Consider the following 23888-nt stretch of genomic DNA (forward strand, 5'->3'; position numbering starts at 1 on the left):
TTAATAATGACAGGGGCCGATGATGTCGCGTAAAGACGGTTTTTTGGCGTTACTGGTGGTTGTCGTATGGGGGCTCAATTTTGTTGTCATCAAAGTAGGCCTGCACCATATGCCGCCATTATTGCTGGCAGGATTACGATTTTTACTGGTGGCGTTTCCGGCAATTTTCTTTGTCGCCCGGCCTAAAGTCCCGCTTACGCTGTTGCTGGGCTATGGGCTGACGATAAGCTTTGGGCAGTTCGCCTTTCTCTTTTGCGCGATAAAGTTTGGTATGCCCGCAGGACTGGCGTCGTTGGTATTACAGGCGCAGGCCTTTTTTACCATGGCTTTGGGGGCGTTTGTTTTTAGTGAGCGGTTACAACGTAAGCAGTTAGCGGGGATCGCCCTGGCGATTATAGGTGTACTGGTATTGATTGAAGCCAGTCTCAACGGACAGCATATAGCGATGTCGGGATTTATGCTGACTCTGGCGGCGGCATTTAGCTGGGCCTGCGGCAATATCTTTAATAAAAAAATTATGCAACATAGTCCGCGCCCGGCGGTGATGTCGCTGGTGGTCTGGAGCGCGCTGATCCCGATCCTGCCGTTCCTGCTGTCATCGCTGCTACTGGAGGGGGCGGATCACATTACGCAAAGCCTTATTACCATCGATATGACGACGATATTGTCGCTGCTTTATCTGGCTTTTGTCGCCACTATACTTGGCTACGGCATCTGGGGCGCGTTACTGGGGCGCTATGAGACCTGGCGCGTGGCGCCGTTATCATTGCTGGTGCCGGTAGTCGGGCTGGCGAGCGCCGCGGTGTTACTCGGGGAAACGTTGACCGGGATGCAGCTTGCGGGCGCAGTACTGATTATGGCTGGACTCTATATCAATGTGTTTGGATTTCGTGTGCGCCGTACTGCCCGCGTCAGGGGATGAGGCATTATGTTACTAAGAAGACAAACGCTAATTTCAGACCATGCCGCGAGGTAATAGCGGCGGACTTGTCATCGCCAGACGGTACTAAAAAAATGCCCCGCAAAACGGGGCAAAGAGGTTAAAGGTGTTGGTCGTTATAATAGGGCACGCCTAATTCATCTGACTTATCGCTGTTCACGCTCACGGGGTGAAGGTCATTTGGCGGATCGCCTACACAGGGCAGCAGCATCACATCGCGGCTATTTTGCGCCACAGGTAACAAAGTTTGTTCTGCAATGCCATATCCGGAGGCGATAAGTAACAGACCCGGCAGGGCGGGAAACAGCATTTTCATAGTGCTCTTCGCGTGGCGCATAAACAAACTAGTAGTTGCCATGGTTCAGCGGCAGCATATACCGTGATTCGCCATGCATATTGGTGATCCGGTATTTGTGTGGCGGCACATCAAAGTAGTTTTTGAACGTCCGGGTCAATGTTTGCTGTGACTCAAAGCCATAGCGTTCCGCCAGATAGAGAATGGGCTCGTTGCTCTCTTTTAATTTTTGCGCGATTTCCGTCATTTTACGGCTGCGGATGTATTGGCCTAATGAATGACCGGTCTCTTTTTTAAACATCCGTTGCAGGTGCCATTTGGAATATCCTGAACGCTCAGACACTTTTTCCAGTGAGAGCGGCGACTCCAGGTTATCCTCGATCCAGTCCAAAATGCTATGAATAGTAATAGCGTCAGTGTTGCGTCTGGACATCGTCATACCTCTTTTTTGTCTACGGCAGAATTTTCTTGAGCAAATACTCAAGCGTTGCCACTTCGTCCGCCGTTAAGTTTTTTGTTAATTCCTGATGCAGGTCTTGCCCTGGTCGTTGATGACATTGCTCACAAATTGCCGCGCCGTCCGGCGTTAGCTTCACCAGTACGCCGCGTTTGTCATTAGGATTCGGCAGTCTTTCGATCCAGCCTTTGCACAGCAGGCGGTCGAGCATTCGCGTCAATGCGCCGAGATCGACAGACAGCACTTTTTTAAGTTCAACCGGGGTAATACATCCCGCGCAGCGTATCGAGCAAAGCACTTTAAACTGTGTTGCGGTGATATCCAGCGGGGATAAATAGTTATTTAACAGGCGATCTTTTTTTTGATTTACCATGTAGATCAAGCGACCCAGCGGAATGATTTCATTGAACAGATCACTGGTGCTTTTCAAAATGGTTGCCCCGGCAAGTAATTAATTTCGTCAGATACTATTGCCCAGGCAAGTATAAGTCAACTAAATGAATTGGCCGATGCCACGATTTGCTAAAAGGCGTCCGGGGTATTGTGCTGTGATAACTTGTAACTAATTGATAATTACAGGTTATAGGTTGTAAAGAATATTGACTTGCACACTGGCGAAATGGCGCGCCTGGGCAATATCACTTTATACTTCCGGTTCATGAAACGCTGATGGGTAAGAGATAGTATTATGATGGATTTGTTTAAAGCGATTGGATTGGGGCTGGTCGTACTGCTCCCGTTAGCCAATCCGCTAACCACCGTGGCGCTGTTTCTTGGCCTTGCGGGCAATATGAATAGTGCGGAACGCAACCGGCAGTCCTATATGGCTTCGGTTTATGTCTTCGCTATTATGATGGTGGCGTACTACGCCGGGCAGTTAGTTATGAACACCTTCGGTATTTCGATTCCAGGGCTACGGATCGCCGGGGGGTTAATCGTGGCGTTTATCGGCTTCAGAATGCTTTTCCCGCAGCAGAAGGCGCATGAGTCGCCGGAAGCGAAAAGCAAATCGGAGGAGCTGGCAGACGAACCGACGGCTAATATTGCATTTGTTCCACTGGCTATGCCAAGCACCGCAGGACCGGGGACCATCGCAATGATCATCAGTTCCGCTTCCACGGTGCGTCATGGCGGCGAGTTTCCCGACTGGGTCATTATGGTCGCGCCGCCGATTATTTTTCTTGCCGTGGCGGTGATCCTGTGGGGATGCTTACGCAGTTCTGGCGCTATTATGCGGCTGGTGGGTAAAGGGGGGATTGAAGCGATCTCCCGCTTAATGGGATTCCTGCTGGTGTGTATGGGCGTGCAATTTATTATCAACGGCGTGTTGGAAATTATTAAAACGTACCACTAAGGCGCATTTTCGTCTGCCGGAAACCTGTTCCCGGCAGACGAATGTCTTAATGCGGTTGTTCTTCCAGCGTCACTGGCCATTTGCGGAATATGAGCACAGCCCATACCAGCGCGGCACAGGCGGGTATGGCGCCAATATAGCCGATGGCCGACATTGACCAGTGCAAACTCACCTGATTGCCTACCAGCGCGCCAGCGCCAATACCAATATTAAAGATGCCTGAAAATAGCGCCATTGCGACATCGGTCGCGTCCGGGGCCAGCGCCAGTACTTTCACCTGCATACCGAGCCCTATCACCATAATCGCGATGCCCCAGAAAATGCTCAGTATGGCCAGATGCGCTTCGCTATCCGCCGCAGGCAGCAGCAGAAGCAGACAGACAACCAGCAGGGCAATAGCGATACTGACGAGCGACGAGGCATGGCGATTACCCAGTTTACCAAACACGAGGCTGCCGATGATCCCGGCGCCGCCGAGGATCAGTAACAGGACGGTAGCAAAATTCGCACTGAGCCCGGCGACATTCTGAACGAACGGTTCAATATAGCTATAAGCTGTGTAATGCGCAGTCACCACAACGACGGTCAGCACATAGAGGCTCATCAGCGCCGGGCGCCGGAATAGCAAAGGTAAACTTTTTAGTGAGCCGGAATGCTCGCTCGGCAATTTCGGTAGAAGCTTAATCAGACATAGCAGCGTAATTAATGCGCCCATGCCGATGGCAAAAAAGGTGGTGCGCCAGCCAAAATACTGACCAACAACGCGACCTATCGGCAGCCCAAGCACCATGGCCAACGCGGTGCCGGTCGCTATCAGACTTAATGCCTGCGCGCGTTTCCCGGCAGGGGCCAGGCGGATCGCCAGCGAGGCGGTTATCGACCAGAAAATAGCGTGGGCGAAAGCGATACCAATACGGCTAATGACCAGCACGGTAAAGTTCCATGCCAGAAAGGAGAGCACATGGCTGGCAATAAACAAAACAAACAGACAAATTAGTAGCTTACGGCGCTCCATTTGACTGGTAAGAAGCATAAAAGGCAGCGACATGACGGCAACTACCCAGGCGTAAATGGTTAGCATGATGCCGACCTGCGCGGTTTGCATATGAAAGCTTTCAGCAATGTCTGATAGCAAACCAACCGGCACAAATTCTGTGGTATTGAAAATAAAAGCGGCAATAGCAAGCGTAACTACCCGTAGCCACGCGACCTTGCGGGAAACTGGATTGATTGTCATAAAAATATTTCGGGTTAGTTGCGAGAAGGTGAGGCCGCGATCTTAAAACGTTTACTGGCGAAAAGACAATCATTTTGTGACCTGCTTCTCATTTACTTCGCAGGCCGTTTCGTCTTCAGTCGACGCTCGCCAGTTGGGCGTTAAGTAACTCGATAAAGGCCTCAAGCTGACGCGTCATCGCCCCGCGCCGCCACATTAGCCATGTGTTAAGCCAGCGCCACTTCTCCGCCAGCGGCCAGGCTTCCACCTGATGATGTCCTGGCATACTGTTGAGCATACTTGCTGGCATCAGCGCAATACCTGCGCCGGCAATTACGCACGCCAACATTCCATGATATGACTCCATTTCGTGAATCGTACCGGGGGTCGCGCCATCGGCATGAAACCAGCTTTCGAAATGCCGTCGGTAAGAACAGTTGGCGCGAAAAGCATAGATGTTATAACCATTCACCTCGCTGGCCCGCGAAACGACGGAATGGCCGTGTGGCGCGACGATCATCATCTCTTCCTGGTAAGCCGGTATACCTTCCAGCCCCGGATGCATTAGCGGGCCATCAATAAAGGCGGCGTTCAGCTTTCCCTCGAGCACGCCATCCAGCATGGCGCCGGAAGGACCGGTCGTTAACGCGAACTGAATTTTAGGGTAACGCTGGTTATAACCCGCCAGCAGCGCGGGGATACGTACGGCGGCAGTACTTTCTAACGCGCCGAGTGAAAACAGTCCTTGCGGTTCCTCTCCGGCAACCACCATGCGGGCTTCATCGACCAGCGCCAGGATCTGCTGGCTGTAACGTAAAAAGTTATGCCCGGCTGGTGACAGCCTGAGTCGCTGGTTTTCGCGAATAAACAGAGAGACGCCCAGGTCGGCTTCAAGCTGGCGGATACGCGTGGTCAGGTTGGACGGAACGCGGTGTACTTTTGCCGCCGCCTGCGTAATGCTGCCCGTCAGAGCGACAGCGTTAAACATTTCCAGTTGCGTCAGGTCCATGGTTTTCTTAATTCGTGAATAGTCTGGTTAATATTATTCATTTTTCAGAAATGGTAAAGGGCGTCATGATGGTACAACTCCCCTGATAACGAGAGAAAGAACATGACCATGATGACTGCAACACAGGCGTTATCCGTTAATCCTGCGACCGGCCAGACGCTGGCGGCAATGCCCTGGGCTAACGCGCAAGAGATTGAACATGCGCTGAGTCTGGCGGCGAGCGGTTTCAAAAAGTGGAAAATGACATCAGTAGCGCAACGGGCGCAAACATTACGCGATATTGGTCAGGCGCTTCGCGCTCATGCAGAAGAGATGGCGCAATGTATTACGCGTGAAATGGGTAAACCCATAAAGCAGGCGCGTGCGGAAGTGACGAAATCCGCCGCGTTATGCGACTGGTATGCGGAACATGGCCCGGCAATGCTGAATCCTGAGCCTACGCTGGTAGAAAATCAGCAGGCGGTGATTGAATACCGTCCGCTGGGCGTCATTCTGGCGATAATGCCGTGGAATTTTCCTTTATGGCAGGTGTTACGCGGGGCAGTGCCGATACTGTTGGCGGGGAATAGCTACTTGTTAAAACATGCGCCCAATGTCACGGGTTGCGCGCAGATGATAGCCCGAATCTTGACGGAAGCCGGTACTCCCGCTGGCGTCTATGGATGGGTGAACGCCAATAATGAGGGCGTGAGTCAGATGATTAACGATCCGCGAATCGCGGCGGTGACGGTGACCGGTAGCGTGCGCGCCGGCGCGGCGATTGGCGCTCAGGCTGGGGCGGCGCTGAAAAAGTGCGTACTGGAACTGGGGGGCTCGGATCCGTTTATTGTACTCAATGATGCCGATCTCGAGCTGGCGGTAAAAGCTGCGGTTGCAGGACGCTATCAAAACACCGGACAAGTCTGCGCCGCCGCCAAACGTTTTATTGTCGAAGAGGGCATTGCGCAGGCGTTTACCGATCGTTTTGTGGCGGCTGCCGCAGCATTAAAGATAGGTGATCCTCTGGTTGAAGAGAATGACCTGGGGCCGATGGCGCGCTTTGATTTGCGTGATGAACTCCATCAACAGGTGCAGGCTTCCGTCGCCGAAGGCGCACGGCTACTGTTGGGCGGGGAGAAAATCGCCGGGGAGGGCAACTATTATGCCGCGACCGTTCTGGCGGATGTTACACCTGACATGACTGCATTTCGTCAGGAACTTTTTGGGCCTGTTGCCGCCATTACCGTCGCAAAAGATGCGGCGCACGCCCTCGCGCTGGCGAATGACAGTGAGTTTGGCCTGTCGGCGACGATCTTTACCGCCGACGATACGCTGGCCGCGGAGATGGCGGCGCGTCTTGAGTGCGGCGGGGTATTCATTAATGGGTACAGCGCCAGCGATGCGCGTGTGGCATTCGGCGGGGTGAAGAAAAGTGGCTTCGGTCGCGAGCTTTCGCACTTTGGTTTACACGAATTTTGTAATGTGCAGACCGTCTGGAAGAACCGCGTCTAATTGCCCTGACGTCGCGTGGCGCCCTCTGCTATACTCGCAGGCCTTTTCAGACCTGCGAGCAAGGAGCATGTTGTGGCCTGGGCCATGGATAATGCAATTTTAGAGACGATTTTACAGCGCGTTCGCCCCCTCATTGGCCAGGGCAAAGTCGCTGACTATATTCCGGCATTAGCGTCCGTCGAGGGTTCAAAGCTGGGGATAGCGATTTGTACCGTGGACGGGCAGCATTATCAGGCGGGCGATGCGCACGAACGCTTCTCTATTCAGTCTATTTCGAAAGTGCTCAGTCTGGTGGTGGCGATGCGTCATTATCCGGAAGAGGAGATCTGGCAGCGCGTCGGAAAAGATCCTTCCGGCTCGCCGTTCAATTCGTTGGTTCAGTTAGAGATGGAACAAGGCATCCCGCGTAATCCATTTATTAATGCGGGCGCGCTGGTGGTATGCGACATGTTGCAAGGCCGGCTTAGCGCGCCGCGTCAGCGGATGCTGGAAGTTGTGCGCGCGCTTTGCGGCGTATCGGATATTACGTATGACGCTACGGTCGCGCGCTCTGAATTTGAGCATTCCGCCCGTAACGCCGCTATTGCTTGGCTGATGAAATCATTCGGTAATTTTCATCATGATGTGCCTACCGTGTTGCAAAATTACTTCCACTACTGTGCGTTGAAAATGAGCTGCATGGAACTGGCGAGGACGTTTGTCTTTCTGGCGAATCAGGGCGAGGCGTTTCATCTCGACGAGCCGGTAGTGACCCCCATGCAGGCCCGGCAAATTAATGCGCTAATGGCGACCAGCGGGATGTATCAGAATGCCGGAGAGTTTGCCTGGCGGGTAGGATTGCCCGCTAAATCCGGCGTGGGCGGTGGTATTGTCGCCATTGTGCCGCATGAAATGGCGATTGCCGTCTGGAGTCCGGAGCTGGATCCTGCGGGAAACTCTCTGGCAGGTATCGCCGCGCTTGAACAATTAACACAAACGTTAGGACGTTCGGTATACTGATGAATGCGCTTGAACCGCTCTTTGCCCGCCTGGCGCGATCGACATTTCGTTCGCGTTTTCGTCTCGGGATAAAAGAAAGACAATATTGCTGGGATAAAGGCGCGGAGGTGATTGATAAACACGCCGCCGATTTTATCGCCCAGCGACTGGCGCCAGCTCACCCGGCGAATGATGGTAAGCAAACGCCGATGCGGGGCCATCCGGTATTTATCGCGCAACATGCGACGGCAACCTGCTGTCGCGGGTGCCTGGCGAAGTGGCACCAGATTCCTCAGGGAGAACCGCTGAGCGAAGCGCAGCAACAGTATATTGTCAGCGTTATCCATTACTGGCTGGTCATACAAATGAATCAGCGGTAGAGCAGCGCGTCGTTGCTGACGCTTTCCCCGATAAATCACCCTATACCACTGATAGCAGCCGTTGACCGTTATATATCTCATGTGCTGAAGTGTCTTTTTAGTTACAACATACGTTTGGTTGTTTTTTTTCAATGCCTGTCAGCACTGTGCAAAAAATGTTCTACAGGGCAGGGGATCCGTGTATCACCAGAAGCTTGCAACCTTGATCTGGATCACGTTTAATGACAGTGCTTTTTTACCTGCTGAAGATAATCATGATCGTTAGACCACAACAGCACTGGATTCGCCTGATATTTGTCTGGCATGGTTCCGTGTTATCTAAAATCTTTTCACGACTGCTCCTTAACTTTCTTCTTTCTATCGCCATTATTATCATGCTGCCCTGGTACACAATGCTGGGTATTAAGTTTACCCTTGCGCCGTTTAGCATACTGGGCGTCGCTATCGCCATTTTTCTGGGGTTTCGCAATAATGCCTGTTATGCGCGTTACGTCGAAGCGCGACATTTGTGGGGGCAGTTGATGATCGCTTCACGCTCAATACTGCGTGAGGTGAAAACAACCTTGCCTGATGAACGCGGTATCGAGGATTTTGTTCGGTTACAAATCGCTTTTGCCCACTGTTTGCGTATGACATTGCGTCGACAGCCTCAAACGCAAGTTCTGGGCAACTATCTTGACCAGGAGGCGTTACAGAAAGTTGTCGCTTCCCATTCCCCTGCTAACCGTATCTTATTGCTGATGGGAGAGTGGCTGGCGATTCGCCGCCGCAGCGGAAAGCTTTCCGATATTTTATTTCATAGCCTCAACAACCGTTTAAATGATATGTCGTCAGTGTTGGCCGGCTGTGAACGCATCGCCAACACGCCGGTGCCTTTTGCCTATACGTTAATTTTGCATCGTACGGTTTATCTTTTCTGCATTATGTTGCCATTTGCACTGGTGGTTGATCTGCACTATATGACGCCGTTTATTTCGGTGCTTATTTCTTATACGTTTATCGCGTTGGATGCGTTAGCGGAAGAGTTGGAAGATCCGTTCGGTACTGAAAATAATGATTTACCGCTGGATGCGATATGCAATGCGATAGAAATCGATTTACTGCAAATGAATGATGAAAGGGATATTCCGGAAAAACGGATACCGGATAAGCGCTATCAACTGACCTGAGTTTGTCTTAACAGGCGCAGAATGTTCATCTGCGCCATAACCTGAAGAGCAAAGCTTAATAGCCTTCTCCAACGCCGGTTTTGGCTGGACCGGAGTAGTGGACATGAACGATTCGCCATCCTGTGTTTGGTATCTTCGCCCACACCTGGCTTTCGCGGCCTGTCGTGTGTTGAGTCTGCCCATTATCACGGCGTACCGCGGTAAAATGCCAGTCGAACTCTGCAACGGCGGCATTGCCATACACATGAATAGCAGGGGGAGCGTCCAGTTTTAATGTGCGTTTACTGAAAGTTTTACCCATAGTGGTGCCATAAAAATTTTCAGCGATCTGCGACCATCCGCGTTCGTGACCGCGTGGATGAATAAAACTGGTTTCCGGTGAAACATAAAAGAGCTGCTTGCCTAACGTTGGGTCTGCCTTATCTATTGAATAAAGGTAACGGTTAATGCCTTCTGTAATTTCTTGTTTAACGGTCGACGTAGCTTCATTTTGTGCGGCGGTTGGCGTTGCCGCTGATGCCGATGACACCATCAGAGTTAACGTTATCGCGGCGGCCGAAAACAATAGTGACGTTTTTTGCATAATAGTTATACCCATATGGTCTGTTTTTGAGACGCTTTATCTTTCCTGTTACGTTCACTTTTATACTAAAGGAGCATGGCTCACGAACAATAAAAAACATCCTTCTATAAAACTACCCCGAAAAGGGAGTAGTGCAATTAAGAATATCGTATTTGTTTGTAACGACATGACTCAAAATATCAACATTTAGAGTTTCAGTATTGTTGTTGTCCATTGACTTACTTTTATGTTTATTACCGCTGGTAAATAGTTAATCTTATGAATAGTGATATGCAAATGACCGTTTGCGCTATGTGATAATTAACCATAGTAAAAATACACGAAGCGAAGAAGTGCTATTTCAGTAGTACTGATATTTTCATAACGCTAATTTAGAAATAAATGTAAACGTAACAAATTATACACAAAAATAAGAAGGACTGTGGCCTCAACTGACTTGATTATGATTCCGTCTTAACGAATGTCAGCCGAGTATTCAGTGCCATTCTCGCCCTGGCATCCCCGACCGTAAGCCAGTTCTCTACTGGTAACCCCCTTGTTATTACAGCAGAAAACAGGGCATATCATTGATGTAGTCATGCTTAACTTGCATTTTAACATCACTAATACATAGCAAGCTAATATTACACTTTGAAACTTAACGCACGGTAATTGTTAGTGATATTGTCCTGGACAGTTCCGCGAGCAGGTTTTGCGGAAAGTCCAAAAATAAGACAAATAAGGCATATAAAATGAAAAAAGTAGTGGTGTTATCTGCGGTAGCCGCAGCCGTAATGATGGCTGGAGCCGCCAACGCAGCAGAAATCTATAACAAGGATGGCAATAAACTGGATTTGTATGGCAAGGTCGACGGCCTGCATTATTTTTCCAGTAATCATAGTACGGATGGCGATCAATCTTATATCCGTATGGGTATTAAAGGCGAGACTCAAATTACCGATCAACTAACCGGTTTTGGACAGTGGGAGTATCAGGTCAACGCCAATCGTCCGGAAGATGGTGACTCCAGCGGTTCCCCGCAAAGCTGGACGCGTCTCGGTTTTGCTGGTTTGGCATTTGCCGATATGGGGTCTGTTGATTATGGTCGTAACTATGGCGTGTTATACGACATTGGTTCATGGACTGACGTACTGCCTGAATTTGGTAATGATTCGTATGAAGCTTCCGATAATTTTATGACCGGACGCGCGAATGGCGTTCTGACTTATCGCAATAATGATTTCTTTGGTCTGGTTGATGGTCTGAATATTGCGTTGCAGTATCAGGGTAAAAATGACGGCCTGTCGAAAGAAGGCGATCCTTTAAGTAATAATGCCAGAAAAAGTATCGCGTACCAGAATGGCGATGGTTTCGGGGCATCAGCGACATATGATTTGGGCATGGGGGTGAGCCTGGGGGCAGCCTATACCAGTTCCAAACGCACGCTTGATCAGATGACGCAAGATAAATACGACAATGGCGACCGCGCTGAAGCCTGGACTGGCGGCGTGAAGTATGATGCCAATAATATTTACCTGGCGGCAAACTATACCCGTACTTATGATATGACCTATATGGGCGATACATTGGGCGGCTTTGCACATAAAACCGATAACTGGGAAATGGTAGGGCAATATCAATTTGATAATGGCTTACGCCCGTCACTGGCATTCCTGCAATCCAGAGCCAATGATGTTGATGGACTGGGTTCGTTCGACCTTGTGAAATATATTGATGTGGGTTCCTATTACTACTTCAATAAAAATATGTCCGCGTATGTTGACTACAAAATCAATCTGCTAAAAGATGGCAACCCATCGAATCCTAATACAGACAACACCGTGGCGCTCGGCTTAGTCTACGAGTTTTGATAAAACTTGCTGATTAAGACAGTTTAGGGATACCCTCCTTTTCCCAAAACTGGGTCACTGCTTAACCTTTATTATTGTTAATTTATTCTTTTATTATTTCAGGACGCTTCTGGCGTCCTTTTTTATTGCCTATTCGTTGACTATTCGACTTCGATCTCGCGAATGCGCATTCTGCTACTGTCATCTATCTGCACTTTGCCTGAATGACAAAAGGGACAACAGAGTGTGGATGTTTGAGAGGTGAAGGGTTGATTACAGGACAGACACCAACCTTGCGCCGGTGCGATAGTAATGTGGAAACGCGCATTGTCGGCAAGGGTATGACGAGCGGCGACGTCCAGGCCAAAATGCAGCGCCGGCACCTCAACACAGGCCATAACGCCAATCTCCAGCCAGACTTGCTTTACCTTGCTGAACTGGTGATTTACTGCCTGTTCCTCCAGCAATTCGATAATATTTTGCGCCAGGGCTAATTCATGCATGGGCCAGCTCCTTCATTCAACAATATTTACGGCGACACAAGGATCAATTACCTGTAACTGTTGCGACCACAATGAGAGTGGAATAGTGGCCAGTTCGCGAGCAATGACGCCGTCAGGTTGGGCGTGACGTGTGGTAGGCGAGATAATACGGTAATCAAGAATATTGCCTGACGTCGTCAGTCTGGCCTGATGAACTAACCATCCTCGCGCGGTTTCCACTACCGCTATTTTCCATTCGCCATCATCAAAACGATTCCAGCGCAGGGTGGGAAGGGCGCTCAAACTTCGGGCGAGCGTAATGCAGCGGGCCAGCAGACGTAGCGCAGTCGTTTTACCGCTAAGACAACAGGCTGACAGCAGCGGATATTCGATAGCCAGAGGCGAGACATCCAGGGGACCATGGGTTATTAACGTATGGTCCGGGGACGATGCCATCGGTAGTGTAGGTGTAATGATATTCTGTACTGCCGCCAGCCAGCGGGCGGTTTCAGAACGCTCTTGCAAAAACCAGGCTTCCCAGCCCTTTACGCCAGCGGCAAGCCAGGTCTGAGGATCATCGTCAAAAAAGATTGTGCTTGCCAGCGGGGATAACTCTCCGCGACGTAACAACGCCCATTCTTCAGCGGTTGCCTGTCGGTGGCTAAACAGGGGGAGCCAGTCTGTCAACGCGCGACGGAGCGTTTCTCGCGCCAGCTCTTGTTGTGCGGCCTGCATATCTGGCTTCTTTTCAGGAAACAACAGTAAAGCCGCCGCCGCGCTGTGCGCCTGAGCGCACAACGTAAACAAACGTGAAATAAGCGTTTTTGCGTATACCGGCGTTGCGCCCTGTAACAAACGACCGATCGGCGCCTCCTGCCAGATAATCCGTAGCGGGTGAGAATAGACGGTCAATCTTTGCACGAACTATTACCTTCATCGATCACCATAAACCCGGACTTACTGGTTTCGCAAACCGGACAGCACCAGTAATCAGGTAACTGGCTGAAGGGCACACCGGGTGGAATTTGCCATACGTCATCGCCCAGCGCAGGGTCGTAAACCCACCAACATACTTTGCACTCCATGCGCACCACTGGCTCATTTTCTGTAACCGGGTATTCTTTCAACCATTCCAACGTATTTTTTAGCCCCGCGTAGGCATCTTCGATATCATCGATGCCTGCAACGGCGATATCAGGAATGTCCGCTATCTCAATCATATCTTGCAGTAATGTGTTCATATCATTGAAATAATTGACCCGCCATACGCCGGGAAAATGCGTGCTTACAATCCGGCATTTACCATATCCGCGTGAAAAAATAGCGCTACAACCTTCGCCTAAAAAATGATCCAGATACTCGCGATCGGCATCGTTTACTGGCAACAGCGTTAAGTTAATGATATGCGGCTCTTTTACCGGCTGTTTTACGCGCTCGGCTATTTCATGCGCGATAAAGGCACCATTCATCAATCCCGCCGGTTGTGGCGGCAATTCTGGCGTAATCGGCGGCTGCGGATGCGTCTGCCAGATGCTCTCTGGGATCGGGCCAATGATAATTTCATCGGCAACCCGTTGCTGGTCAGCGTTATATTCACGCACACGCCAGACGCCCGTAAAAACCGTCTCCTGAATACGCTGTTCTTTTCCATCGGATAATAGTACCCGGGCGGAGATTTCACCTTCGCCGAGCAGTTGATCCAATAAACCGCTATTCTGTTGCTCAGTGGCATTCAGCTTATAGCTCAGGGGAAAGGGGAGCGTTGCCACTGGGTTATCCATATCGCGAATAAGCGTAGTCAGGATGTGTCTGGCAACACGGAGCTCAGCGGGCAGCGCCTGTTCCGGTAAAACCGGCGTCAGCGGGAGATTAATGCCGGCGGGGATAGGAAGAAAGTTAAAGTCTTCCTCTTCTGGCTGCGAGCCTGGTCCGGCAATATTAACGACTGGAATAGTTCTGGAATAATTCACGTGTGTTACCTTTCATTCTATTGCGTGATAACGGGAATATCCTGACGATAGCCCGGTGTGGTCAGCAATGCGGCCACCCGCTGAGAGTATTCTTGCCAGCTATATAATCCCGCCAGACTGCCGACAAAACGGTGCTGGCGAAAGAAAAGCAGCGCCGGATATTTCAGAATGCGATACTCCCGGGCGATCAGTTCACTCTGTTCGCTATCCGCAAATGCCGCGGTATAAGACGTCGCCGGAAATTGCTTGAGGATCTCCGGGATGATGACCCAACTGTCGGCGACTTCCGGATGTTTGTTGGGGTCGCTTTGCAGCAAAACCAGCACAGTCGGATGCGCATTAATCAACGACGGGAGCGTTTGCGCATCGGTAACCAGAAAGCCTTTATCCGCCAGTGGACAAACAGGATTTTGGGGTGAGATAGTCATTTTTTTAAATGCTCCGGTAATTCAGGCGTGCGAGACAATAAATCGGCAAAACCGGTCAGCGGATCGCTTTGCGTGAGCATGGCCTGTTCCAGTGAGTCCAGCGCCGCCAGTACCTCAGCGGCTTCCGCTTCGTCCATTTCTCGTCGTGCTGCGCCGCCAAATGTCAGCAGCCATGCGCCTGCTAAGGGGGGAGCCACAAGCCGAATATCAACGTCGATAAGCTCGCCGTGTCGGTCGCGGCATTTGGCGAACCACTGACCGGGTGAAATAACCTGCACAGGAACGCCGATACACATTATGATTTCTCTCTCTGTAGCACCCGAATATCGCCGACCCGGCAAGCGCTTTGCGCATCTGGGCGTTCATCTTCGTAGCGTTCCATACACAGGCTGTAATGATTGAGTCTTTCAGTGGGCAAGGCCGCTGAAGAGGCGGTGATACCCCATTGCGCCAGCACTTCCTGCGCGAGATAGACCGCAGGCATCAGTTGCGCCTTTACCTGCGGCGTAAGACTCCCGCCATAGTCATCCAGACATTCCGGCTGCACGCCAATCAGCACAATCTCCGATAACTGGCCGCCGGTTAATTGCAGCAATGCCAGCACTTCAGAAAAACTGGTCTGATGTAAACTGAGTTTTTTCGCCGTCAGATAGGCGGGAACCTGTTCATCACGAAACATCGCCAGCGAACCTGGCGCCATACCAAAATCGATAGCATCCATGATTAACAGTTTTTCGGTCTGTTGCAGCCAGGGCAGCAGCGCCAGCCCCTGCGTACCGCCATCAACAACGTCAACTTTCTCGTTATCGGCATACTGTTCAAACAGCTTTTCCGCCGCTCTGACGCCGAACCCTTCATCTGCCCAAAGCAGGTTGCCAAGCCCTAAGATTGTTACTTCTGCCATTGTTATCACCTGAACCAGCGCCAGCCGCTTATCATGACGGAAATCACGCTTTGTCGGCTCATAATGTCTTCGCGGATAGCGGTATAAACATGCGCAATGACGAAGGCGATAATGAACCACATGCCCAGCCGGTGCCAGAAATGCAGCGCGAGGCTATCGTTGCCAGTCAGGCGAATCATCCAGCCAAACCATTGATACGCCCAACTGTCTGTTCCAAGTCCTTCGCCATAGAGCGCAAAGCCGCTACACACCATCAGTACGGACATCCAGAAATAGAACATTACCGCCAGTCCCGCTACCGGATTATGTCCATAGTAACGATGGGCCTCTTTTTCGAGGAAAAAATACCAGCGGATTTCGCTGATAACGCCTTTGCGCCAGGCGCGGCGCCAGAACGGAACCAGAAACATCTCCCTGGCGTACTCATTGCCGACACATGCCCAGTAAATACGAAACAGCAGCGCGACAGTAAAAATATACGCCGTGGTAAAATGGATCAGTCGTATCCAGCCCATCCAAAACATAAAGGTCGCTTCACCTTGAATCGATGGCAGGGGGCGGCCAATGAAATATCCTGTAACAGCCAGGACGACAATGGATAACGCCGTGATCCAGTGCCATAAACGGACCGGAGCTTCATAGATATAGTACCCCTGGCTGGTTATTTCTTTGAGATGCATTGAGACCTCCGAATCGTCGTCATCGTACCTGAACCCTGACCAGCTCCCCTCCATGATTATCAATAACATGGGTGGAGCAGGCCAGGCAGGGATCGAAGCTGTGCAGAGTACGTAAAATCTCCAATGGTTGATCGGGAACGGCGAGTTTAGTCCCCATTAACGCCGCTTCGTACGCGCCAATTTGACCTTTATCGTCACGTGGCCCGGCATTCCAGGTTGTCGGTACCACACACTGATAGCTGTCGATTTTCTGATTTTCAATTTTTATCCAGTGCCCCAGCGCGCCACGCGGCGCCTCGCTGAAACCAACGCCTTTTGCCGATGTAGGCCAGGTATCGGGTTCCCAGAGCGTGACGTTTGCCGTCGCCGTATCGCCGGACTTGAGGTTACGCATCAGACGATCGAAGAAATATTGCAGCGTATTGCCTGCCCATACGGATTCCAGCGCACGCGCGGCAGTACGTCCTAATGTAGAAAAGAGCGCTTCTTTAGGCAGCTTTAATACACTCAGCAGTTGATCCACGGGCTCTTTAAATTCCGGTTTATTTTGATGATATCCAATCAGATAACGCGCCAGCGGACCTACCTCCATCGCATGTCCCTTCCAGCGCGGCGATTTAATCCATGAATATTTAGCGGACTCATCCACCTGTTCGATAAAAGTTTTTGTGCCTTTATAGTGTTCGCCCATGACCAGTTGCGGTTCGGTCAGACCATCCCAGGGATGCAGGCCCTTATCGTTATTGCCGTTACCATAGGTATACCAGGAGTGAGTGACAAACTCCTGAATCTCATCGGGGGCGGTTAAATCGACAGGATGAATTTCGTCGAAACGACCGTTAATGATAGCCCCACGCGGAAGCAGAAGATTACTGGCGGAATAATCGTTAGGGTTATCCGGAAACTCGCCATAAGCCAGCAGGTTCATGCTCGATAACCCGCCGCCGATTTTTGCCCAGTCTTTGTAATAACTGGCAATCAGCAAGACGTCCGGAAGATAAACCTGTTCGCAGAACTGGCGAGCTTTTTGGATGATGGAACTGACAAGGTTCAGGCGTTCCATATTCACTGCGCCGACCGCGCCCGTTTCGTCAAGGTTGATGGCGCAAGGAACGCCGCCCACCAGCCAGTTAGGATGCGGGTTTTTACCACCGAAAACGGTGTGAATTTTTACGATCTCTTTTTGAAAATCGAGCGCTTCAAGATAGTGGGCGACCGCCAGCAAATTGGCTTCCGGCGGAAGTTTCATCGCCGGATGTCCCCAGTAGCCATTACGGAAAGGGCCAAGTTGACCGGACTCGATAAACCGCTTCAGTCGATTTTGCAAATCGCGGAAATATCCCGGCGAGGATAGCGGCCATGCGGAAAGGCTTTGCGCGATGGCGGAGGTCTGATGCGGGTCGGCTTTCAGGGCGGCAACCACATCAACCCAGTCCAGCGCGTGCAGATGATAAAAATGCACCAGGTGATCGTGAACGTGTAGCGTAGCCTGCATCATATTACGGATACAGTTTGCGTTGTCCGGAATCGCGATTCCCAGCGCATTTTCTACGGCACGGATTGAGGTCAGAGCGTGTGTACCGGTGCAGACGCCGCAAATGCGTTCAACAAATGCCCAGGCGTCTCGCGGATCGCGACCTTTCAGGATAACCTCCAGGCCGCGCCACATGGTGCCGGTCGACACGGCGTTAGTAATGACATTATTACTGTCGATATTCACTTCGCAACGCATATGCCCTTCGATGCGAGTAACCGGATCGACCACAATTCGCCGTCCGCTATTGTCCAGCGTAAAACCCTGAGTCTGATAAGGATATGCCATAATTATTTTTTCTCTTCCGGAGCGTTTTCTGATGACGTGTTGTTTTTATTGCGGGCGTGTTTTATGGCGCTCACCGTGGCGTGAGCGATGGCGGCAGCGCCCGCGACGCCGGCAACGCCCAGTCCGATTTTATCGGCGGTAGCTTCAATGCCGGTTTGCGGAATGCCCGTTGCCCGGCTGTAAAAAGAACCGTAATCCCAGAATCCATCTTCCGAACATCCGAGGCATCCATGACCCGACTGGATAGGAAAAGACACGCCATCATTCCAGCGAACGGTTGAACAGGCGTTATAGGTGGTCGGGCCTTTACAGCCCATCTTGTACAGGCAATACCCTTTTCTGGCGCCTTCGTCATCCCACGCTTCCACAAACTGACCGGCATCGAAATGCGCGCGTCGGTAACATTTGTCATGAATTCGCTGGCCATAAAACATTTTTGGTCGTCCAAGACGATCAAGGGGAGGGATGCGATCAAATGCCAGCATATAGGTGATAACGGCGGACATCACTTCAGGTATAGGCGGGCAGCCTGGCACTTTAATAATGGGTTTATCGGTAATTAATTTGTGAACCGGCGTGGCTTTAGTTGGGTTGGGACGGGCTGCCTGCACGCAGCCCCATGATGCGCAGGCCCCCCAGGCGATAATCGCTTTAGCATCCGCGCTGACGCGTTTTAACTTCTCCAGGAACGGCTCGCCAGCCAGTATGCAAAACATCCCATCTTCATTCAGCGGCGCGTTACCTTCCACGGCAACGATATAATTTCCTTTGTACTCACGCATCACATCCGCCAACGCCTGCTCAGCTTGTTGCCCTGCGGCGGCCATAATGGTGTCGTCATAATCCAGGGAAATGAGCGACAAAATGGCATCTTTTGCCAACGGGTGCGCAGAGCGAATGAAAGATTCGGTACAGCAGGTACATTCAAGACCATGCAGCCATATCACTGGCGTACGCGGTTTATTCTCCAGGGCATAAGCTATCTGAGGAATCATCGAACTGCTCAGGCCTAAAGACGTTGCGGTAAGGCTGCAAAACTTGAGGAAGCTACGCCTTGTCACGCCGTGTCTACGCATAACTTGATAAAATGTATCTTGTGTTTGCATAACGTTTATCCCAAACCACTATAGTTAGTGTGGGCATCATATGTTGCATTTCTTGTCTTTCTCAACGTGTTTTAGTAGCAATTATGTTTCTAATTCGTAACAACTGATTACATGTGTGCTACTCACATTACTCAAAAACATAAATTAATTTAATGTTATTGGTGATGTGGAGTAAATATAGCGTTGTGAAGATATCTCTTAATGTTGATAAGAAACCGTGTTTTTTATTTATAACATGATGGGATTTTTTTAAATGGTCACACGGATAACGCGTTTCATGTTAGTTCGCTGTGTTTAACTCTCCTTTAAACCCGTCAGTTAAATTTATTAGCTTGTAAAATAAGATCACAATTAATTACGTGCTGCATAACCATTGATAGGTTTAATTTAATATATTCATCCAATTCATTTTACAAACAAGGAGAGCATGATGAAAAAAAGTAAAGCAATTTTATTTATCGCTCCGGCGCTGTTTTCATACGCCATGGCTGCACAGGCCTGCACAACCCTTGCTATTCAGGATAAACAAGGCGATATTTTTCATGGGCGTACGCTGGAATATATGCAGGATTTACCCTCATGGTTAACGTATTACCCGGCGGGAACACAGTTTGATAAAAAAACGCCGGATGGCAGCCAGGGGATAAGCTATCAGGCGAAGTATCCGATACTGGCCATTACTTCCACCATTACTGATGGCGATAGCAGAGACATACTTGAAGGCATGAATAGCGCGGGATTGTCATTTAGTGAAAACATGATCATGAATGCGCAGTTGCCGCCATTGCCCGCGAGTGAATATAAACAGGCAATTCCTGTCACCTCGTTGGGAGAATGGGCGCTGGCCCGTTTTGCTACTGTCGGCGAGGTAAAACAGGCAATAAAAGAGGGCAAATTCTGGTCACCGGAACTGCATCGGTTTGGCGATCTGAAATCGCCATTTCATTACGCGTTTTACGACAAGAAAGGAGGAAGCATTGTCGTTGAAGTGGAAAATGGCAAATTCCATGTCTATGACAATCCCACTCGCGTGATGACAAATGGTCCCGCATTCCCCTGGCATCTGACAAATCTGAATAATTATACGCAATTAACCAATGTGGACCGCTCTTCAGGCACATTGGGCGGGATAAAAGTGATGCAGCCTGATAGCGGGATTGCTATTGCAGACTTGCCATCGTCCGATACGTCGGTTTCCCGTTTTATACGCGGCGTTTATTACACCACATATGCGCCGCAAGCGACATCCGCCCACGACGCAATGAATACGCTTGCACATATTATGAGCCGTTTCGATCGTCCGAAAAATATTACGGTTGATTATATGGGGAGTGAAGGGGAAGGCAACGCTACCCGCAAACCGGTCTCAGAATATACGGTCTGGACAACGCTGTCTGACTTAACGCACGGTGAGATGATGGTGCGCGGCTACAATGATATCAACTATAAAACCTGGTCTCTTTCTCAGTTTAAGAACGCGACAGCGCCCGTGTTCGAGAAAATCAACGTCAAAGGATAAATAGCTCATCTCGGTTTAGTTTCCCCGGTAGTCTCGGCGAAGGTAATGGAGGCTACCGGCGGTTGCTTCTCTTTATCATGCACGGTAATTAATTATCACGATCACCAGCGCCAGGATGGTATGCTAAATCCATTCAAAATCCCCTGGATATGGATTGGAGGGCGCATGGTTATACCTGAGGTCAGGCAGGAGAGGCTCTATCAGAAGATAGCCAACCTCATCATTAAGCTGATCAATGATAATATTTTTCCCCCGGGAACTTTTTTACCGCCAGAACGCGAACTGGCAAAACAGCTTGGCGTGAGCCGCGCCTCCTTGCGAGAAGCCCTTATTGTACTGGAGATCTCCGGATGGATCGTGATTCAGTCCGGTAATGGGGTTATCGTTTCAGATAAAAAACACCTTGCCAGCGACTATACCATCGAAGAAATTCTCTCTACTCGCGAGCTGGTTGATAGCCATTGTGCGCGCTTAGCCGCACAAAACGATAACGTTGACGTCATCAACCAAATAGAGGCGATTTATCATCGTATGGATCAAGCCATTAACGATAATAACGTCCACGGCTTTTACTCGCTGGATAAAGAGTTTCACCTTGCGATCTCTGAGGCTAGCCGTAACCGGGTGTTGTTCGATATGTCCCGTATGTTATGGGAACAACGGATTAATATCCCTTATGCCGGGCTTGATGAGCAGTCTGGAGACAGAAATGTTTTACTTAATCTCAACAAACAACATAAAGCGATAGTGGATGCAATGCGCCAGTCTGATGCTGACAGCGCTTATGAGGGATCGCTGGAACATTTACGCTATGTGAGAAAGATTGTCGGCGGCTAAGTTTGTCGGTAAATAACACCGCATGGCGGATATGCCATGCGGTAGAACTCGCCGTAAATCAATGGAAAACAGCATTAATCTTTAAGTAGCGCTCCGGATAGCGATCAAGTTCTTTAACTGCATCAGGGATCTCATCAAGATTGACGACCTTACTGACAACATCTTGCGGATTAATCTCCAGCGTTGACAGCATGCGTAATGCCTCATCAAATTCACCGGCACTGGTGCGGGAACCGCGTAAATCCAGTTCTTTATAGGTGATCAGGTTCGTCGGCAGCGACGTTTCCTGTTTTGGCCATCCGGTAAACGAAATACGACCAGCAAACGATGCTAAATCAAGCGTATTTCGAATAGCGCTATTTGCGCCGGAAGCTTCTATCACGACCTGCGCCATGGTGCCGTGGGTGATATTTTTAATAGCGTCGATAACCTGATCGTCAGCGGCGTTCAGCACATAAGGAACGCCAAGCTTTTGCGCATAGCGTAGCCTTTCTTCCACAATATCGATCAGAATAGGCGTTGCCTTGTAATGACGCGCGCTTAATGCCGCCATAAGACCAATGGCCCCCGCGCCGATGATGGCAACATATTCCCCAGCCTTAACGTTTGCCCGATGCAGCGCGTGCAGAGCGATGGTCAGCGGTTCTGCCAGCGGCGCCATTTCAGAAGGCACATTATCTGGTATTTTATGAATTAAATGTGCGGGATGAGTAACCACCTCCTGCATTGCGCCATCGACATGCACGCCAATGACGTTTAAATTTTCACAGCAATTAGTTCTGCCGACAGAGCAAGGGTAGCAGTGACCACAATAAATATAGGGGTCAACAATTACGCGGTCACCTTCTTTAATATTGTCCGGCATTCCGGCGCCTTCCTGAAGAACAATTCCGGTCACTTCATGCCCAATAATTCTTGGGTAAGTAACCAGTGGGTTCGTTCCACGAAAAGCCCCGATATCCGATCCGCAAATGCCTGCAGCATCAACCTTAATTAATACTTCATTTTCTTTCTTATGGGGATAATCCACCCAGCGGGTTTCAACTTCACCAGGCTTATTAATGAACACAGCTTTGACTTTCATTGGCTTTGAATCCTTTACTTTTTACAAACACGAAGACCAACAGGCTTGAAACGATAGCGATAGCACCAGCCAGATAGAACGCATAGTCATATTTACCGCTAAATTGAACGATAAAACCGGTGACAAGCGGACCGATAATACCGGATATATTAGCCAGGCCATGCATGGCTCCTCCGACGCTCCCTACCTTATCTTTATGAACAACATCCTGAATAACCGCCCAATAAATTGGGCCTGTTAAATAGAGCAGGAAGAGTGAAACTGACATGAGCGTAATTGCGCTACCAATAGTGCTAACGGTACCGGAAACGGCAACACATACCGCCGCGCCTGCCAGACATACGCCCAGAATAAGTCGACGTGAGAGCAGAGCATTACCGGTAATCCGATAAATTACATCAGAACAGACGCCGCCGAGTACCATACCAATGGCGCCGATGACCCAGGGAATTACCGTGGCGATACTAATTTCTTTAATATCGAGATGTAACGAATGGTTCAGGTAACTTGGGAACCAGGTCAGGAAGAAAAAAAGAATATAGTTGTAGCTGAAAAAAGCCAGAGTTGTCGCCCATACCATTGGTTGTTTCATGTAATAGCCGAGTGAAGGCGTAGCCCGGCCATCATCAGATAAAATAACGTCCTCATGATTTTCAAAATCAATGCGTTCTTCCGGCGCCAGGCGTTTACTCATTGTTGGCTTATCGCTAACGATAAAGTACCACAGTAGTACCCAGACCAGGCCAAATAAGAAAATAATGCCAAATGCGGGGCGCCAGCCTAAGGATAACGCCAGCAGGCCCACTATCGGCCCGGACACCGCGCCGCCGAGCGGGGAACCGGCGCTAAAAATTCCGATCGCCGTGGCAGACTCCTTTCGGGAAATCCAGTTATTGATGATTTTATTTCCGGCAGCGCTGACCGGTCCTTCAGCCATACCGAAAAGAACGCGCACGATAAGCATTGTCCACAATCCGGTGACCAAACCAGTTAAGCCACAAAATACAGACCATAGTAACGCTGCGATGAGAAAAACCGTTTTTGGCCCAACTTTATCGCTGGCCCAGCCACCAATAAAATTAAACAGGGCGTATCCGATAAAAAACGCGCTGAAGATCATCCCCATCTCCGCGGCGTTAAATCCTAACTCCTTTTCGATCAAGGGGGCAGTTATCGACAATGCTGAACGATCCATATAGTTGAGCATGTAAACTATAAATAGAAGAAAAACGATAAGCCATCCCATTGTTTTTCTTTTCATGATTAATCCTCTTATTGTGGTCTAGCGGCCTGACCACAATATTTTAAGGTTATTTTCAAATCACCTCTCTTGTGGTTAGAACGTGATCAATATA

General features: G+C 49.9%; 26 protein-coding genes. 9 read left to right on the forward strand and 17 right to left on the reverse strand.

From position 1 onward, the window contains the following. Window positions 1–19: 19 nt before the first annotated feature. On the forward strand, window positions 20–922 hold the full coding sequence (gene eamA / locus J1G48_RS11075; RefSeq protein ID WP_000987750.1) for an O-acetylserine/cysteine exporter: 903 nt from the start codon (window positions 20–22) through the stop codon (window positions 920–922). A gap of 118 nt (window positions 923–1040) precedes the next feature. Here eamA and marB read toward each other — a convergent pair whose 3' ends face one another. The 3 genes from marB to marR are packed head-to-tail and all read right to left on the reverse strand — an operon-like array spanning window position 1041 to window position 2122. Continuing rightward, window positions 1041–1256, reverse strand: a complete 216-nt coding sequence (gene marB, locus J1G48_RS11080) for a multiple antibiotic resistance protein MarB (RefSeq protein WP_000783049.1) — start codon at window positions 1254–1256, stop codon at window positions 1041–1043. A 28-nt stretch (window positions 1257–1284) separates the two neighbouring features. Further along, window positions 1285–1668, reverse strand: coding sequence for an MDR efflux pump AcrAB transcriptional activator MarA (gene marA, locus J1G48_RS11085; protein WP_000091194.1), 384 nt, complete (start codon window positions 1666–1668; stop codon window positions 1285–1287). Between the two features lie 19 nt (window positions 1669–1687). Next, window positions 1688–2122 (reverse strand): multiple antibiotic resistance transcriptional regulator MarR, encoded by a 435-nt coding sequence (marR, locus tag J1G48_RS11090; protein ID WP_000843434.1) that lies wholly within the window; start codon window positions 2120–2122, stop codon window positions 1688–1690. A 258-nt stretch (window positions 2123–2380) separates the two neighbouring features. On the opposite strand from marR, the gene J1G48_RS11095 reads away from it, so the two are divergent. Further along, window positions 2381–3046 (forward strand): MarC family NAAT transporter, encoded by a 666-nt coding sequence (locus J1G48_RS11095; protein ID WP_000968968.1) that lies wholly within the window; start codon window positions 2381–2383, stop codon window positions 3044–3046. Window positions 3047–3092: 46 nt separating this feature from the next. Here J1G48_RS11095 and J1G48_RS11100 read toward each other — a convergent pair whose 3' ends face one another. Together J1G48_RS11100 and J1G48_RS11105 are read right to left on the reverse strand one after the other, a co-directional pair. Continuing rightward, the gene (locus J1G48_RS11100; RefSeq protein WP_000154617.1) at window positions 3093–4283 is read right to left on the reverse strand and encodes a sugar transporter; all 1191 of its coding nucleotides are present in this window, start codon (window positions 4281–4283) and stop codon (window positions 3093–3095) included. Window positions 4284–4398: 115 nt separating this feature from the next. Continuing rightward, on the reverse strand, window positions 4399–5271 hold the full coding sequence (locus J1G48_RS11105; RefSeq protein WP_000366539.1) for a LysR family transcriptional regulator: 873 nt from the start codon (window positions 5269–5271) through the stop codon (window positions 4399–4401). 102 nt (window positions 5272–5373) lie between these two features. Between J1G48_RS11105 and sad the strand changes: the two genes are divergently transcribed. From sad to J1G48_RS11125, 4 genes are all read left to right on the forward strand, one after another. Beyond that, window positions 5374–6762: a succinate-semialdehyde dehydrogenase gene (sad, locus tag J1G48_RS11110; RefSeq protein ID WP_000178407.1), complete on the forward strand. Its 1389-nt coding sequence runs from the start codon at window positions 5374–5376 to the stop codon at window positions 6760–6762. A 72-nt stretch (window positions 6763–6834) separates the two neighbouring features. After that, window positions 6835–7761, forward strand: a complete 927-nt coding sequence (glsB, locus tag J1G48_RS11115; protein ID WP_000312240.1) for a glutaminase B — start codon at window positions 6835–6837, stop codon at window positions 7759–7761. Further along, window positions 7761–8120, forward strand: a complete 360-nt coding sequence (locus J1G48_RS11120; protein WP_000992449.1) for a DUF4186 domain-containing protein — start codon at window positions 7761–7763, stop codon at window positions 8118–8120. The genes glsB and J1G48_RS11120 overlap by 1 nt, the downstream gene beginning before the upstream one ends. Window positions 8121–8374: 254 nt before the next feature. Further along, the gene (locus J1G48_RS11125; protein ID WP_001676844.1) at window positions 8375–9289 is read left to right on the forward strand and encodes a bestrophin family protein; all 915 of its coding nucleotides are present in this window, start codon (window positions 8375–8377) and stop codon (window positions 9287–9289) included. A 55-nt stretch (window positions 9290–9344) separates the two neighbouring features. On the opposite strand, the gene J1G48_RS11130 is transcribed toward J1G48_RS11125, so the two are convergent. Beyond that, entirely contained in the window at window positions 9345–9887 is a 543-nt protein-coding gene (locus J1G48_RS11130) for a nuclear transport factor 2 family protein (RefSeq protein WP_000513126.1), read from the reverse strand. 716 nt (window positions 9888–10603) lie between these two features. Between J1G48_RS11130 and ompC the strand changes: the two genes are divergently transcribed. Next, the gene (gene ompC, locus J1G48_RS11135; RefSeq protein ID WP_000758335.1) at window positions 10604–11722 is read left to right on the forward strand and encodes a porin OmpC; all 1119 of its coding nucleotides are present in this window, start codon (window positions 10604–10606) and stop codon (window positions 11720–11722) included. Window positions 11723–11862: 140 nt separating this feature from the next. On the opposite strand, the gene hypA is transcribed toward ompC, so the two are convergent. Genes hypA through J1G48_RS11180 form a run of 9 tightly spaced genes read right to left on the reverse strand, consistent with a single transcriptional unit; the run spans window position 11863 to window position 19093 of the window. Next, entirely contained in the window at window positions 11863–12204 is a 342-nt protein-coding gene (gene hypA / locus J1G48_RS11140) for a hydrogenase maturation nickel metallochaperone HypA (RefSeq protein ID WP_000544772.1), read from the reverse strand. Window positions 12205–12216: 12 nt separating this feature from the next. Further along, complete coding sequence (locus tag J1G48_RS11145) at window positions 12217–13104, reverse strand: ATP/GTP-binding protein (protein WP_001189401.1); 888 nt, start codon at window positions 13102–13104, stop codon at window positions 12217–12219. Beyond that, window positions 13092–14153, reverse strand: a complete 1062-nt coding sequence (locus J1G48_RS11150) for a hydrogenase expression/formation C-terminal domain-containing protein (RefSeq protein ID WP_001109927.1) — start codon at window positions 14151–14153, stop codon at window positions 13092–13094. Before J1G48_RS11150 ends, J1G48_RS11145 begins: the two co-directional genes overlap by 13 nt. 17 nt (window positions 14154–14170) lie before the next feature. Then, on the reverse strand, window positions 14171–14581 hold the full coding sequence (locus tag J1G48_RS11155; RefSeq protein WP_000155985.1) for a hydrogenase: 411 nt from the start codon (window positions 14579–14581) through the stop codon (window positions 14171–14173). Further along, window positions 14578–14877 (reverse strand): HypC/HybG/HupF family hydrogenase formation chaperone, encoded by a 300-nt coding sequence (gene hypC / locus J1G48_RS11160; RefSeq protein WP_000334904.1) that lies wholly within the window; start codon window positions 14875–14877, stop codon window positions 14578–14580. The genes J1G48_RS11155 and hypC overlap by 4 nt, the downstream gene beginning before the upstream one ends. Continuing rightward, window positions 14877–15485, reverse strand: coding sequence for a HyaD/HybD family hydrogenase maturation endopeptidase (gene hybD, locus J1G48_RS11165; protein ID WP_000852664.1), 609 nt, complete (start codon window positions 15483–15485; stop codon window positions 14877–14879). Before hybD ends, hypC begins: the two co-directional genes overlap by 1 nt. A gap of 5 nt (window positions 15486–15490) precedes the next feature. After that, entirely contained in the window at window positions 15491–16234 is a 744-nt protein-coding gene (gene cybH, locus J1G48_RS11170; RefSeq protein ID WP_000924456.1) for a Ni/Fe-hydrogenase, b-type cytochrome subunit, read from the reverse strand. Further along, window positions 16185–17987 carry a nickel-dependent hydrogenase large subunit gene (locus J1G48_RS11175; protein WP_000331200.1) on the reverse strand — a complete coding sequence of 601 codons (1803 nt, stop codon included), beginning with the start codon at window positions 17985–17987 and terminating at the stop codon, window positions 16185–16187. Before J1G48_RS11175 ends, cybH begins: the two co-directional genes overlap by 50 nt. A 2-nt stretch (window positions 17988–17989) precedes the next feature. After that, entirely contained in the window at window positions 17990–19093 is a 1104-nt protein-coding gene (locus tag J1G48_RS11180) for a hydrogenase small subunit (protein ID WP_001194442.1), read from the reverse strand. Between the two features lie 427 nt (window positions 19094–19520). Here J1G48_RS11180 and J1G48_RS11185 point away from each other — a divergent pair, with 427 nt between their 5' ends. Together J1G48_RS11185 and J1G48_RS11190 are read left to right on the forward strand one after the other, a co-directional pair. Next, window positions 19521–20612 (forward strand): linear amide C-N hydrolase, encoded by a 1092-nt coding sequence (locus tag J1G48_RS11185; RefSeq protein ID WP_000976494.1) that lies wholly within the window; start codon window positions 19521–19523, stop codon window positions 20610–20612. Window positions 20613–20657: 45 nt separating this feature from the next. Further along, window positions 20658–21449 (forward strand): FadR/GntR family transcriptional regulator, encoded by a 792-nt coding sequence (locus J1G48_RS11190; RefSeq protein WP_000388417.1) that lies wholly within the window; start codon window positions 20658–20660, stop codon window positions 21447–21449. 58 nt (window positions 21450–21507) lie between these two features. Here J1G48_RS11190 and J1G48_RS11195 read toward each other — a convergent pair whose 3' ends face one another. Together J1G48_RS11195 and J1G48_RS11200 are read right to left on the reverse strand one after the other, a co-directional pair. Next, entirely contained in the window at window positions 21508–22533 is a 1026-nt protein-coding gene (locus J1G48_RS11195) for a zinc-binding alcohol dehydrogenase family protein (RefSeq protein WP_000864924.1), read from the reverse strand. Continuing rightward, on the reverse strand, window positions 22508–23794 hold the full coding sequence (locus J1G48_RS11200) for an MFS transporter (protein WP_000824240.1): 1287 nt from the start codon (window positions 23792–23794) through the stop codon (window positions 22508–22510). Before J1G48_RS11200 ends, J1G48_RS11195 begins: the two co-directional genes overlap by 26 nt. Window positions 23795–23888: the final 94 nt, after the last annotated feature.

It is taken from the genome of Salmonella sp. SAL-020 (assembly GCF_017372215.1).
Taxonomy (GTDB): Bacteria; Pseudomonadota; Gammaproteobacteria; order Enterobacterales; family Enterobacteriaceae; genus Salmonella; species Salmonella enterica.

Bases quoted from the DNA above. Each gene is read 5' to 3' on its own strand.
- hybD (WP_000852664.1), bottom strand. From the start codon at position 15,485: ATGGCAGAAGTAACAATCTTAGGGCTTGGCAACCTGCTTTGGGCAGAT.
- J1G48_RS11100 (WP_000154617.1), bottom strand. From the start codon at position 4,283: ATGACAATCAATCCAGTTTCCCGCAAGGTCGCGTGGCTACGGGTAGTT.
- J1G48_RS11125 (WP_001676844.1), top strand. From the start codon at position 8,375: ATGATCGTTAGACCACAACAGCACTGGATTCGCCTGATATTTGTCTGG.
- cybH (WP_000924456.1), bottom strand. From the start codon at position 16,234: ATGTTATTGATAATCATGGAGGGGAGCTGGTCAGGGTTCAGGTACGAT.
- marA (WP_000091194.1), bottom strand. From the start codon at position 1,668: ATGTCCAGACGCAACACTGACGCTATTACTATTCATAGCATTTTGGAC.
- hypA (WP_000544772.1), bottom strand. From the start codon at position 12,204: ATGCATGAATTAGCCCTGGCGCAAAATATTATCGAATTGCTGGAGGAA.
- J1G48_RS11120 (WP_000992449.1), top strand. From the start codon at position 7,761: ATGAATGCGCTTGAACCGCTCTTTGCCCGCCTGGCGCGATCGACATTT.
- J1G48_RS11155 (WP_000155985.1), bottom strand. From the start codon at position 14,581: ATGACTATCTCACCCCAAAATCCTGTTTGTCCACTGGCGGATAAAGGC.
- sad (WP_000178407.1), top strand. From the start codon at position 5,374: ATGACCATGATGACTGCAACACAGGCGTTATCCGTTAATCCTGCGACC.
- hypC (WP_000334904.1), bottom strand. From the start codon at position 14,877: ATGTGTATCGGCGTTCCTGTGCAGGTTATTTCACCCGGTCAGTGGTTC.
- J1G48_RS11105 (WP_000366539.1), bottom strand. From the start codon at position 5,271: ATGGACCTGACGCAACTGGAAATGTTTAACGCTGTCGCTCTGACGGGC.
- J1G48_RS11175 (WP_000331200.1), bottom strand. From the start codon at position 17,987: ATGGCATATCCTTATCAGACTCAGGGTTTTACGCTGGACAATAGCGGA.
- J1G48_RS11180 (WP_001194442.1), bottom strand. From the start codon at position 19,093: ATGCAAACACAAGATACATTTTATCAAGTTATGCGTAGACACGGCGTG.
- J1G48_RS11130 (WP_000513126.1), bottom strand. From the start codon at position 9,887: ATGGGTATAACTATTATGCAAAAAACGTCACTATTGTTTTCGGCCGCC.
- ompC (WP_000758335.1), top strand. From the start codon at position 10,604: ATGAAAAAAGTAGTGGTGTTATCTGCGGTAGCCGCAGCCGTAATGATG.
- J1G48_RS11095 (WP_000968968.1), top strand. From the start codon at position 2,381: ATGATGGATTTGTTTAAAGCGATTGGATTGGGGCTGGTCGTACTGCTC.
- eamA (WP_000987750.1), top strand. From the start codon at position 20: ATGATGTCGCGTAAAGACGGTTTTTTGGCGTTACTGGTGGTTGTCGTA.
- marB (WP_000783049.1), bottom strand. From the start codon at position 1,256: ATGAAAATGCTGTTTCCCGCCCTGCCGGGTCTGTTACTTATCGCCTCC.
- J1G48_RS11190 (WP_000388417.1), top strand. From the start codon at position 20,658: ATGGAGGCTACCGGCGGTTGCTTCTCTTTATCATGCACGGTAATTAAT.
- J1G48_RS11185 (WP_000976494.1), top strand. From the start codon at position 19,521: ATGATGAAAAAAAGTAAAGCAATTTTATTTATCGCTCCGGCGCTGTTT.
- J1G48_RS11200 (WP_000824240.1), bottom strand. From the start codon at position 23,794: ATGAAAAGAAAAACAATGGGATGGCTTATCGTTTTTCTTCTATTTATA.
- J1G48_RS11195 (WP_000864924.1), bottom strand. From the start codon at position 22,533: ATGAAAGTCAAAGCTGTGTTCATTAATAAGCCTGGTGAAGTTGAAACC.